Here is a 12458-nt window from a genome sequence, read left to right on the forward strand (position 1 = left end):
TACCGCGCGTCGTCGATCGCTACCGACCGCCTCCCCGGATCGTGCGGCGAAGCTTGGGGACGCGCTCGAACAGGGTACGTTCCGCGCCGTGCCTGCTGGGCCGGTAGTAATTCTTGCCGACCAACTCGTCGGGCGGATATTGCTGGGCCAGCACTCCTTCGGGCACGTCGTGCGGGTAACGGTAGCCCTGCGCGTTGCCGAGCGCGGCCGCACCCGCGTAATGACCGTCCCGCAAGTGCGGAGGCACGATACCGACACCGCCCGCGCGTACGTCGGCCAGCGCCGCGTCGATGGCGGTGATCACGGCGTTCGACTTGGGCGCCGTGGCCAGATGCACGGTCGCCTGGGCGAGCGCGAGCCTCCCTTCGGGCATTCCGACCAACTGCACGGCGTGAGCGGCGGCGACGGCGGCCTGCAAAGCGCTCGGATCCGCCAGACCGATGTCCTCGCTGGCATGTACGACCAGCCTGCGCGCAATGAAGCGGGGGTCCTCCCCCGCCTCGATCATGCGCGCCAGGTAGTGCAGGGCGGCGTCGACGTCGGAACCGCGGATCGACTTGATGAACGCGCTGGTGACATCGTAGTGCTGATCACCGTCCCGGTCGTAGCGCACGGCAGCCTTGTCCACGGTGGACTCCACAGTGGCGAGATCCACACGATGGGCACCGGTGGCCGTGGCGGCCTCGGCAGCGGCCTCCAAAGCGGTCAGCGCGCGACGCGCGTCCCCTGCCGCGAGCCGCACCAGATGAGCCACGGCGTCGTCGGTCACCTCGACCTCGCCCGCCAGGCCACGCTCGTCGGCCACCGCGCGGCGCACGAGCTCGGTGATGTCGTCGTCGGTCAGAGAGTGCAACCGCAACACCAGTGACCGCGATAGCAACGGAGCGACCACCGAGAACGACGGATTCTCCGTGGTGGCCGCGACGAGCAGTACGGTGCGATCCTCCACTGCCCCCAACAACGCGTCCTGCTGGGCCTTGGAGAACCGGTGCACCTCGTCGATGAACAGCACGGTGTCCTCGACCGCGTACTGGCGGCGGCGCCGGGCTTCCTCGATGACGCCCCTGACCTCTTTCACACCCGCTGACAGGGCCGACAACGCCACGAACCGACGACCGGTGGCCGTGGACACGAGATTGGCCAGCGTGGTCTTGCCCGTACCCGGCGGGCCGTACAGAAGCACCGAGGCCGGGGTGGCGCCCTCCACCAGTCTGCGCAGTGGCGCTCCCGGTCCCAGCAGATGCTGCTGACCGACGACCTCGTCCAGCGAACGGGGCCGCATCCGCACCGCGAGAGGCGCGTTACGTGGCGGCTCGTCCTGAAGCGGCGTCGAGTGCTCGGACGGGGACTCGGCGACGTCCGGATTCACCTTGAACAGTTCGTCTTGGTGCACTCTTCGACCGTAACCGCACCGGGAGACACCCCCGGTACACGGCGGGACACGTCGGACTTTTCCGGCTGCCTCAGCGGAACGCCGGATACAACGCCAGATCCAGGTTCGGCCCGAATCGCGAGTCCAGGGCATCGGCCACGGCGGCGGCGTGGTCGGCAACGGCGGTGTCGCCCAGCTGTCGGGCACGCGTGGTGAGGTCACGCCACCACGTGACCAACGCCGCCGCTCGACTGGTCGGCCCCGCCCCACGGGTGTCGGCGAGCCGAGGCAGATCCCGCCACGTCGACAACCACACGAGCACCAGCTGGGACCCCAACGTGTACGCCGAGAGCAACCCGTCGTCGGCGAGCGCCGGCCACAGTTCGACGACCTCGGCCCGCCAGGCGGCGGCCATGGCCTCACTCATGCCCGCGGGCAGGGCCAACGGCTGCGGACTCGAGGCGAACGGGACACGCAGGTGCGCGACGTCCGTGAGCGCGCTGCGGATGCGGCCGTGTTCGAAGTCGAGGAACCTCACCCCAGAACCCGTGATGAGGTTGTTGTCCGGCCACAGATCGACGGGACTGAACGCGCGGTAGGAGACCGAACGGGCGTTGTCGGCGGCTCGTTCCACCGCGTCCAGCACCGCGTCGGAGGTCACCACACCGAACGAGTCGTGCAGCAGGGCGGGCAGCTCCGCGACCGCGGCGAGGGGCACCATCTCCTCGCCGTCGTAGAACCCGGCCTCACCGTCGTCCCGAGGACTGCCCCTCAACCGTCGCAACAACGCGTGGAAGTCGGCTTCCCGACTCGCCGTGCTGGCGTGCATACGGCCGAGCGACCGCGCCCACGACAACAGGGCGTTCTCGGCCGCACGGCTGTCCGACCCGCGCAGCTTGTCCTCCAGGGTGGGGGCCCTGCCGAGGTCGTCGATCACCAGCACACGCTTGTCGCCGTCGAGCGCCAACAGCTCAGGACACACGCGGTCCTCCTGCGGCAGCGCCGTGAACAGCTGGTAACTCGCTGCCTCCCGAGCGAAGGAATCCCCCGCCCCGGCGCCCTCCGTCCGCGGGTAATGCTTGATCACGAGGGTGCGGGGCAACGAGAACGCCGACGACGCCACCCTCGCCCGTACCACCACAGCGGGCCCACTGCCCGCCAGGTCCTCGGGATCCGCGAGAGGGATCGCGCTGCCGAACCGCTGGGCGAGAACGGATTCGGCGGTCGCCACCGCGGTGGCGACCGGAGACGGTTCGGCTCCCGCACCGACCGGCGATCCGTCGGTGGAGGAGGCATCCAGAATCATCGTGTCCGACCCTACTAGTCGACGAGAGGGCCCCACTACAGGCAATCGGCTGACGCCCGCCCGCGCGTGGGAACACTCACGGTCTTTCCCGTGCGGCGTGGCTCAGCGTTGCTGTGTCGCTACCGGTTTGGCATCGACACCCGCTTCCTTGCGCTGCTGTGCGGTGATCGGTGCCGGAGCGCCGGTGAGCGGGTCGTAGCCGCCGCCGGTCTTCGGGAAGGCGATCACTTCACGCAACGACTCGGCGCCCGTAAGCAGCATCACGATGCGGTCCCACCCGAACGCGATACCACCGTGCGGCGGAGGGCCGTACTGGAAGGCGTCGAGCAGGAAGCCGAACTTCTCCTGAGCCTCCTCCTCGGACAGCCCCATCACCTCGAACACTCGCTTCTGCACGTCGGCCCGGTGAATACGGATCGAGCCACCGCCGATCTCGTTGCCGTTGCAGACGATGTCGTAGGCGTAGGCCAGCGCGTTGCCCGGGTCCTGCTCGAACTTGTCGATCCACTCCGGAGTCGGGGAGGTGAACGCGTGGTGCAGTGCGGTCCACTTACCGCCGCCGACGTTGACGTCATCGCTCTCGTCGGCCGCCTCGAACATCGGGAAGTCCACCACCCACACGAACGACCAAGCGTTCTCGTCGATCATGCCGAGCCGGTGGGCGATCTCGACCCTGGCCATGCCCAGCAGCTGCCGGGCGTCCTTCGGCTTGCCCGCGGCGAAGAAGATGCAGTCGCCCGGCTTCGCGCCCGCGGCGTCGACCAGGTTCGCACGCTCGTGTTCGGACAGGTTCTTGGCGACCGGGCCGCCGAGTGTGCCGTCCTCGCCCACGAGGACGTAGGCCAGCCCCTTGTGACCGCGCTGCTTGGCCCATTCCTGCCACGCGTCGAGTGTGCGCCGCGGCTGGTCCGCCCCGCCCGGCATGACCACGGCACCGACGTACGGGGCCTGGAAGACCCGGAACGGCGTATCGGCGAAGAAGTCGGTGAGTTCGACCAGTTCCAGCCCGAAACGCAGGTCCGGCTTGTCGGTGCCGTACTTGCTCATCGCCTCGGCGTAGCTGATCCGCCGGAAGGGTGTGGACACCTCCGCGCCGGCGAGCTTCCACAGCTCCGACAGCACGTCCTCGGCAAGCGCCATGACGTCGTCCTGCTCGACGAAGCTCATCTCAATGTCGAGCTGGGTGAACTCGGGCTGCCGGTCGGCGCGGAAGTCCTCGTCCCGGTAGCAGCGCGCGATCTGGTAGTAGCGCTCCAGCCCACCGACCATGAGCAGCTGCTTGAACAGCTGCGGGGACTGCGGCAGGGCGTACCAGGAACCCGGCTTGAGCCGCGCGGGGACCAGGAAGTCGCGAGCGCCCTCGGGCGTCGAACGGGTCATCGTCGGTGTCTCGACCTCGACGAAGCCGTGCCGGTGCAGCACCTCGCGCGCGACCCGGTTGACCTCGCTGCGCAGGCGCATGATGCGCGCCGGACCTTCGCGGCGCAGGTCGAGATAGCGGTAACGCAGCCGGGTCTCTTCGCCGACCTCCAGCCGCTCGTCGATCGGGAACGGCAGCGCCGCCGACTCCGACAGCACCTCGAGTTCGGTGACGAACACCTCGATGTCGCCGGTGGGGATCTCCGGGTTCTCGTTGCCCTCGGGCCGCCGGGAGACCTCACCGGTGACCCGCAGGCAGTACTCGGAACGCAGGGCGTGCGCGCGCTCGGCCATCTCACCCTCGCGGAAGACGACCTGGGCGACTCCACTGGCGTCCCGGAGATCGATGAAGATCACCCCGCCGTGATCGCGCCGCCGGGCCACCCAGCCGGTGAGGGTGACTGTCTGGCCAACGTGCTCGGCACGCAACGTGCCGGCGTCGTGGGTGCGAAGCACTTCGCGGGATCCTCTCGACAAGCGTTCGACGGGTGGTTCTCACGGACCGCGACACCCTCGCGCGAGTGTGTCGGCAGCCGACAGCACAGGTTAGCCAATGCAACCGGCACCGCCGGCACCAGGCTTCCCCGTGGGACCGGCCCACACGCGGGTGGGTGAACGTCTCGGCTCACACTCCGTCGCCGAGCGCGGTCGACATCGCGCTGGCGGCGGCCTTGACCGCATGGCCGAAACGGTCGAAGTCCATGGTCTGGGCCCTCCCGGTCACCGAGAGCGCCGCCACCACCCTGCCGCCTCGACCGCGCACGGGTGCGGCGACGGCGGCCACGCCCGCCTCGGCCTCCTCGTAAGTGGTCGCCACGCCGCGCTCCATCGTGCGGGCGAGGTCCTGGTGCAGCAACCCGGGCAGCACGATCGTCCTCGGGGTGAACCGTGGCAGTCCCGCGTTGACCAACTGGCGGAACCGTTCCCGTTCGCCCCAGGCCAAGAACACCTTGCCGGTCGCCGTGCAGTGGGACAACAGCCGTGCCCCGACCCGCGTGCGCAGCGGCACGGCATCGCGGCCGGTCACTCTCTCGACGAACAGGCTGTAGAAACTGTCCGGGACGGCGAGGTGGACGTTCTCCCGGCTGACCGCGTGCAGGCGTTCCAGGTGAGGCAACGCCGTTTCCCGCAACACCCGGTGCAGCGGCACCAGCTGTCCCAGCCGGAAGAGTTTCGTCGCCAGCCGATAGTGACCGGGCCCTGAGCGTTCGATCGCCCCCCACTCCACGAGGTCACCCAACAGGCGGTGAGCCGTGGGCTTGGGTAACCCCGACCGTGCGGCGATCTCGGCCAGAGTCAGCTCGGGTTCATCGGAGGTGAACGCGTCCAGTATCGACAGTCCCCTGGCGAGCACCGAGCGTGATCGTGTCTGGGCCGGCTGCTTTGTCTCCCCGTCCACGGTGTGTGATAGTACGAGGCCCTCCTCGCCGGCAAGACTCTTCCCGGCCAATGAATGGCCTGTGAACACGGTCACATTCCGGGCACCTGCACGGCGAGCACCGCCGGACGACCGGAACGCACCACGTCCAGCGCCTCGTCGAGGCTGTCCTTGAGCTCTCCCGCCGTCTTGACGGTCCGGCCCCACGCCCCGCCCGCCGCCGTCGCGATGCCGGGCAGGTCGGGCTGGGTCATGAAGTGGACACCGAAGTCGTCACGCTGGGCCGCCGTTCCTTGCGGGTGCACACCGAGCGCCGACGCCTTCGGAGCGTTCCAGCCGTTGTTGTCGAACACGATCGTCAGCGACGACGCGCCGTAGCGCTGCGCTATCCAGAACGCCGACGACGGAACTCCGAACAGGTACGTGCCGTCACCGACCAACGACACCACCGTGCGCTCCGGATCGGCGAGCTTGGCGCCGACGGCCGCGCCGATCGCCCAACCGAGCGATCCGCCGCCGGAACCGAGCAGGGAACCGGGCTTGTTCCGACGTAGGTGCCAACTCACCGTCGGGAAGTTCGTGATCGCCTCGGTGAGTACGAGGGTGTCGTCGTCGATCGCCTCTCGCACACAGGCCACCAGGTACTCCGGCGTGATCGTCTCCCCGTCGGGCACCTCCAGCTCCGCCTTGGCCCGGAACAGCCGTTCGTGCTCGGCGGCCGCCCGCTCCCGACGGCGCGCGGCGGCCTCGGGGTCGACCAGCTCCGCGACCCGGTCCCGCAGCTGCCGCACCGCGGTACCGAGGTCGGCGCGGGCGAACACCTCCGCGGGCACGTGCCACAGCGGCATCTGTTCCTTGAGCGGGTCCTCGTCGATCACGAACACCCTGGCGTTGGGACCCGGCCGGTTCTTCGTCGGGATCCACGGCACGTCGCTGCCGAGCACCAACACCACGTCGGCCTCCTCCAACAGCGGGTTGTGGTGCTGATCGTTCCACTGGAAACCCCAGTGCAGCGGGTGGTCGGCGGGGAAGTTGACGTGCATGGGCACCGACTCCAACACACCGACGCCCGCCGTCTCGCAGAGCTCGACGAGCGAGGGCACCGCGTCCCGGTCACGCCCCAGGTACGAGGTGACGATCACCGGCCGCTTCGCCTCGGCCAACGCGGAGGCCACGCGCTCCACCACATCCGGAGCCAAGGCGGCCGGTGCGACGGACGGGAAGTACGCGGCGTCCGCTTGCTGCGTCGGTGCCTCGGACTCCATCACCTCACGTGGGCCCACCAGATACACCGGTCCGGCCGGCGTGCTGCGCGCGAACTGCAGTGCCCGGTGCACGAGCTCCTTGACGTTGGCGCCCGTGCGGATCTCGTTGTCGTACTTGGTGTAGCCGCGGACGATGCCACGCTGATCGTGGACATCCTGGATCCACTGGATGAACTCGTTGCGGCTGCCGAACAGCTCGCCGTTCTGGGTGTAGGGCGACGCGCCGGCGTACATCAGGACGCCGACCCGTCCCTTGGCGGCGTTGTGCAGCATGCCGCCGATGTTCTGGGTGCCGCACTCCACGTGCACCAGCACCACTTGCGGGACACCCGAGACCTGCGCGTACCCGAGGGCCGCCGCCATCGCCACGCTCTCGTGCGGGCAGATCACGAGCTCGGGCAGAGTGTGCTCACGTCCCTCGACACGCGCCTGTGCGTAGGCTTCCAGGATGCCGGGGTGGTCGCTGCCGAGGTTGCCGAAGACGTACCGAACGCCACCCTCGGCGAGCGCCTCGAGAAAAGCCCTGCTGGTGGTGTAGCCGCCCGGGGCGGTGTGAGAAGTCTGGGAAATCTGGGAAATCTGGGAAATCGTCGCGTCCGAGCCCACAGTTGGTCCCTTTCCGTGTCGTCTCCCGGCAGCCTCACCCGAGAGCCGCGGGAAAGCAACGGCGTCGTTTCGGTAATCGGAACATCGGGGTTCGGAACACGAGAACGAGGCGGCGCGTCGGCTCGTTCCGCACGTCCGACCCCCAGCCGGGCGTGCGGAACGACGTCAGCTTCGGACACGCCGTCGCTTACGTTCTCGTCTACTGTGACGTAATAGGAAGGTTATCGGTTCCACTCGATTTGGGAGACCCCTCACCCAGGCACCCTGACCTGCGGCGCGCCGGTACACGAGTACGGGCAAGATGGCCGCGTGCCTTCCGACTTCTCCGACGACGCGACAGCGCCCATCCCGCGGCCCATCCCGCGCGTGCGACCGGACCGGCCCTCGGGTCCGGACCAGCGGACCCCGCGGCGATCATCACGGCAGCCGCCACGGCAACCGACACAGCAGCCGACACGGCAGCGTCGTCCGAACCATCCGAACCGCTCGGCGTCGACACAATCCAAGACGCCGTCCGGCTCGATCGCCGACTCCCGGGCCGACTCGCGCCCGAACCCGAAGCCGGACTCGAGACTGGACCCGAGACCGGACTCGAGGCCGAGGCCACGTCAGGGCCCAAACGGGCCCCGCCGACCCCGCACGGCCCCACCCGGACCTGAGGAGCGCCGCGAGGAGACACCGGGCCCCGTCGAGGAGTCGGAGGAGGCCGGGCCCGGCGACGAACACGAAGCCAACATCGGCCACGGCCACGGCCACGGCCACGGACACGGACACGCTCCGGCGGCTCCGGCGTCGCTCAAGGTACGGCGGGCACTGTTCGCGTTGCTGGCCCCGATCGCGATGGTCACGTTGGTGGCCGTGGCCGTGCTGTATCCGTGGGGCGGGGACGAACAGGCCCACCGCTCGGTCGGAACACCTGTCGACGGTGTGGTCACAGCCGCGACGTCCGGGCCCTGTCTCGCACCGGGACAGGTACAGGTCGGTGCGCCCGCTCCGGACGACAAACGGTGCCTCACGGTCGAGGTGACCTTGAGCGACGGCCCCGCGCAAGGGGCGACGATCACCAAGTCCATGCCGGTCGAACCCACCAGTCCCCGGTTCGCGGTGGGCGACGAGGTGGTGTTGTCCTACAGCGGCGCAGACCCCACCGATCCTGCGTCGTATCAGCTGCAGGACTTCCAACGAGGCGTGCCCCTGCTGCTTCTCGCCGCCTTGTTCGTGGGCGCGGTCCTGGTGTTCGGCCGTTGGCAGGGGCTGGCCTCGCTGATAGCGCTGGGTATCAGTTTCGCCACCATCGCCCTGTTCGTGCTCCCGGCGATCCTCGCGGGACGTGATCCCCTGCTGGTCGCCATCGCGGGCGCCGGACTGATCATGTTCGTGGCGCTGTATCTCACCCACGGGATATCGGCTCGCACCTCGGTCGCGGTGCTGGGCACGATGGTCAGCCTCACTCTGATCGGGCTGTTATCGGCACTCTTCTCCGCGATGGCCAAGCTCACCGGTCTGGACAGCGACACGAGCACGCTCATCGGATCGTTGGACCACACCATCGACGCTCGAGGCCTGCTGCTGGCCGGTGTCGTGATCGGCGCCCTCGGTGTCCTCGACGACGTGACGGTCACCCAGGCGAGCGCGGTGTGGGAGCTGCGCCGTGCCGACCCCTCACTGGATTGGCGCGGCCTGTACACGGCCGCGCTGCGTATCGGCAGGGCTCACGTCGGCTCAGCCGTCAACACACTCGTGCTGGCCTACGCGGGCACGGCTTTACCCCTGCTGCTGTTGTCCGCGCTGGCCGACGTGGGGCTGTCGCCGATCCTCCAATCGCAGGACGTGGCCCAGGAGATCGTGCGGACGCTGGCGGGAAGCATCGGCATCGTGGCGGCCGTGCCCCTGACCACGTTGTTGGCCGCGTTCATCGCGGTACGCGACGACGTATCCGGCTCTCCCCGCCCCGAACGGAACCGGGTCAGTCGTCGAGAGTCGCCACGAAACGACTGACCGCCGCCATGCTGAATCGCTGAGCGAGTTTTCCGGACGGCGCCGCCGACGCCAACCGGTACAGCGGGCGTTCGGCGGCGGCGTCACCCCGCGCCTCCGCCCGCAGCTGGGCCACGAGGAGTTGTGAGAACACCACCCCGCCGGCCTCCATGTTGTTCACCACCGCGTCGGCGAGCTTGCGTAGCGGGAGGATGCCGAGCTCCCGGCCGCCCGTTCCCGCGTACATGGCGAGGTCGATCTTGACGGCCCCGCCCCCCTGAGCGCCGGTGACGAGCAGACCCACCGTTCTCGTACCGCGCACGTCGGTGACGAGAAGATCGATCCGGGAAGCGGTGCTGAGATCCACTCGTCGGGACCCCCAGGTACGCACGGTCACCGTGGTTCCTTCCAACCACATCCGGCGCCGCGCGGTGGACAGCACCAGCAGCAGCAACGGCAAGGCGATGACCGCGGCCACGACCAAACCGGCGACCTTGCCGCCGATGAGCCCCGCCACCCCGCCGAACGCCGCGCCGAGCAATGCCACGGCGATCAGTCCGGACAACGTCCGTTTCCGCCGTACTTTCGCGTCGTCGCCCTGCAGGGGGATCCGCTCCGGCTCCTGCGGCGGCGTCCTCTCGGTCGGCTCCTGCTCACTCATTCCGTGCCCTCGGTGTTCTGGATGTCCACGGGGAGAAACGGGTTACTCGCGCGCTCACGACCGATCGTGGTGGCGCCCCCGTGTCCGGGGAGGACCACCGTGTCGTCGGCCAACGGCAGAAGTGTGGTCCGCAGCGAGACCGCCAACGCGTCCGGGTCACCACCGGGTAGGTCCGTGCGCCCGACCGACCCCGCGAACAGCGTGTCACCGGTGAGAACCAGGTGGCCCCCCTCAGCGCTGCGGAGCCGGAACACCACCGAACCGGCCGTGTGCCCCGGGGTGTGGTCGACCGCGATCCGCAGCCCGGCGAGGTCGAGTTCCCGCTCGGTCAGCGGTACCACGGAGGTGGGTTCGGTCAACGTCATCGGGCCGAGCGCGGACGCCAGGTCGGGGCCCAATCCCGCCAGTGGGTCCGACAACAGGTGCCGGTCCTCGGGCCGGATGTAGACGGCGATGCCGTACGTATCGGCCACCGCGGCCGCCGAGGCGACGTGGTCGACATGCCCGTGGGTGGCCAACACGGCCACCGGCGTCAACCGGTGTTCTCGCAACGCCTTCTCGATACCGGGTTCGGCTCCCTGACCGGGGTCGACGATCACGCACTCGCGTCCGGCCTCGGCGGCGAGCAGATAGCAGTTCGCCTGGAACGCGCCGGCCGGAAAACCGACGACGAGCACGACAAGACACCTCCGGATCTGGGGCCGGTCTCACCCTAGCCGCCCCTACACAGGGTCCTCACAGACAGTGCCCATAGACTGCCGCCACCCCCGTTGTGGGTACGTCGAGAAGACCCAAGGAGGGCAGGTGGCGACCAACCAGCAGCGCCGCGAGGCCGCAAAACGCAAGCTCGAGCGACAACTCGCCCGTCGTGCCGAGCGGGCGAAACGCCGCAGGATCGTCGGGGTCGGTGCCACGGTCGGCGCCGTGGTGCTGGTTACTGGACTCATCGTGGTCCTGGCCACGCGTGGCGGCGACAGTGCGGCCGACGAGAGCGATCTGGCGATCGACTCCTCGGCTTCAGCGTCGGCGGAGGACATCGAGATCCCCACCGAGCGCGTCGAACCGGCCACTCGCCCCGAGCCGCTGCCGAACCCGATCTCGTGCGAGTACACGGAGTCCGGGGAAGCGGCCAAGGAGGTGTCCGTTCCGAACGGCGAGGACGTGTCGTCCGAGGGCACGGTGAAGGTGACGCTGCACAGCAACGTCGGCGACATCGGCCTGGAGCTCGACAGGGCGCTCGCCCCGTGCACCGTGAACAGCTTCGTGCACCTGGCGGAGGAAGGCTTCTACACCGACACGGGCTGCCACCGGATCGGCACCGAGGGACTGCAGATGCTGCAGTGCGGTGACCCGACCGGCGAAGGCACCGGCGGCCCCGGATACGCCTTCGCCGACGAGACCTTCGACTCCCTCGCCTACGGCCGGGGCATCCTCGCGATGGCCAACAGCGGTCCGGACACCAACGGCAGCCAGTTCTTCATGGTCTACGGCGAAGCGCCGCTGCCGCCGGACTACACCGTGTTCGGCACCATCGACGACGAGGGTCTCGAAGTGATCGACGAGATCGCTCGCGGCGGTCACGACGGCAGCTTCGACCCGAGCCCGGGTGGCGGCAAGCCCAACACCGAGGTGACGTTCACCGACGTGACCGTCGAGGCTTGACGGGCTTCGTGCAAGCCCACTTCAACGGCCGTCCCGCCACGGCGGACCAGCTCGCCGCTGCCGCCGTCGGCGGGTACGGCCACTTCACCACGTTGCGGGTGACCGACCGCCGGGCACGCGGGCTCGACGAGCACCTCGACCGCCTGGCCGACGGCAACCGCCGTGTGTTCGGCACCGAGCTGGATCGCGCGTTCGTGCGGGACTGTCTGCGACGCGCCGTCCCCGCCGACGGGACCGTGATCGCCCGGATCACGCTCGTCGGCTCGCCTTCGACGCGCACACCCGATGTCCTCGTGACGTCGCGGGAAGCCGCGGACGCACCGACACCCGTGCGGCTACGCACGGTGCGCGCCGACCGCGCGATTCCCACGCTCAAGCACGTGGGCACGTTCGCGCAGCACTTCCACGCCCGCGCCGCTCGACAGGCCGGATTCGACGACGCGTTGTTCGTCACCGACGAGGGGCACGTGAGCGAGACGTCGGTGTGCAACGTGGGCTTCGTCGAACGCGCCCGAGGCAGCGACATCGAAGACAGCGACGGCATCGCCGTCGTGTGGCCCCAGGCCCCGATGCTCGTCGGGGTTACCCAGACACTGCTGGCCCGGGGGCTGGAACGGCTCGGCGTGCCCGTCCGGCACCGACGGGTCCCGCTTCACGAGCTCGAGAAGTTCCACGCGACGTTCGTGTGCAACGCGGGCAGCCTGCTGCGGCCGGTCTCGGCCGTGGACGACGTGGCGTTCACCGCCGAGCCGGGGTCGCTGTCATTGCTGTGGCAGGCGTATGAGATGAACCCCGCCGAGCCGATCTGAGCG

10 protein-coding genes are annotated in these 12458 nt (G+C 69.2%); 3 read left to right on the forward strand and 7 right to left on the reverse strand.

The features are described 5' to 3' along the window. Positions 1-19 precede the first annotated feature (19 nt). The 5 genes from M7H19_RS09900 to M7H19_RS09920 form a co-directional block, all read right to left on the reverse strand. On the reverse strand, positions 20-1393 hold the full coding sequence (locus M7H19_RS09900; protein WP_298179992.1) for a replication-associated recombination protein A: 1374 nt from the start codon (positions 1391-1393) through the stop codon (positions 20-22). Between the two features lie 70 nt (positions 1394-1463). Beyond that, on the reverse strand, positions 1464-2678 hold the full coding sequence (locus M7H19_RS09905; protein ID WP_298179994.1) for a phosphotransferase: 1215 nt from the start codon (positions 2676-2678) through the stop codon (positions 1464-1466). Positions 2679-2780: 102 nt separating this feature from the next. Beyond that, positions 2781-4553: an aspartate--tRNA ligase gene (gene aspS / locus M7H19_RS09910; RefSeq protein ID WP_298179996.1), complete on the reverse strand. Its 1773-nt coding sequence runs from the start codon at positions 4551-4553 to the stop codon at positions 2781-2783. A gap of 169 nt (positions 4554-4722) precedes the next feature. Further along, positions 4723-5496, reverse strand: coding sequence for an IclR family transcriptional regulator (locus M7H19_RS09915; protein ID WP_363321360.1), 774 nt, complete (start codon positions 5494-5496; stop codon positions 4723-4725). Positions 5497-5567: 71 nt separating this feature from the next. Continuing rightward, a complete protein-coding gene (locus tag M7H19_RS09920) occupies positions 5568-7346 on the reverse strand; it encodes a thiamine pyrophosphate-requiring protein (RefSeq protein ID WP_298179998.1) in 1779 nt (592 codons plus the stop codon). A gap of 822 nt (positions 7347-8168) precedes the next feature. Between M7H19_RS09920 and M7H19_RS09925 the strand changes: the two genes are divergently transcribed. Beyond that, positions 8169-9344: a YibE/F family protein gene (locus M7H19_RS09925; protein ID WP_363321361.1), complete on the forward strand. Its 1176-nt coding sequence runs from the start codon at positions 8169-8171 to the stop codon at positions 9342-9344. On the opposite strand, the gene M7H19_RS09930 is transcribed toward M7H19_RS09925, so the two are convergent. Both M7H19_RS09930 and M7H19_RS09935 read right to left on the reverse strand, forming a co-directional pair. Beyond that, positions 9313-9984 carry a hypothetical protein gene (locus tag M7H19_RS09930; protein WP_298180001.1) on the reverse strand — a complete coding sequence of 224 codons (672 nt, stop codon included), beginning with the start codon at positions 9982-9984 and terminating at the stop codon, positions 9313-9315. The genes M7H19_RS09925 and M7H19_RS09930 overlap by 32 nt on opposite strands. Beyond that, positions 9981-10661 (reverse strand): MBL fold metallo-hydrolase, encoded by a 681-nt coding sequence (locus M7H19_RS09935; protein ID WP_298180003.1) that lies wholly within the window; start codon positions 10659-10661, stop codon positions 9981-9983. The genes M7H19_RS09930 and M7H19_RS09935 overlap by 4 nt, the downstream gene beginning before the upstream one ends. A 127-nt stretch (positions 10662-10788) precedes the next feature. Here M7H19_RS09935 and M7H19_RS09940 point away from each other — a divergent pair, with 127 nt between their 5' ends. Next, positions 10789-11646: a peptidylprolyl isomerase gene (locus M7H19_RS09940; RefSeq protein WP_298180005.1), complete on the forward strand. Its 858-nt coding sequence runs from the start codon at positions 10789-10791 to the stop codon at positions 11644-11646. Next, a complete protein-coding gene (locus tag M7H19_RS09945) occupies positions 11643-12455 on the forward strand; it encodes an aminotransferase class IV (RefSeq protein WP_298180007.1) in 813 nt (270 codons plus the stop codon). Before M7H19_RS09940 ends, M7H19_RS09945 begins: the two co-directional genes overlap by 4 nt. The last annotated feature ends 3 nt before the right edge of the window (positions 12456-12458 follow it).

Source organism: Saccharomonospora sp. (genome assembly GCF_027317685.1).
Lineage (GTDB): Bacteria > Actinomycetota > Actinomycetes > Mycobacteriales > Pseudonocardiaceae > Saccharomonospora.

Excerpts from the sequence above, each read along its gene's own strand:
- M7H19_RS09905 (WP_298179994.1), bottom strand. The coding sequence starts at position 2,678 with ATGATTCTGGATGCCTCCTCCACCGACGGATCGCCGGTCGGTGCGGGA.
- M7H19_RS09930 (WP_298180001.1), bottom strand. The coding sequence starts at position 9,984 with ATGAGTGAGCAGGAGCCGACCGAGAGGACGCCGCCGCAGGAGCCGGAG.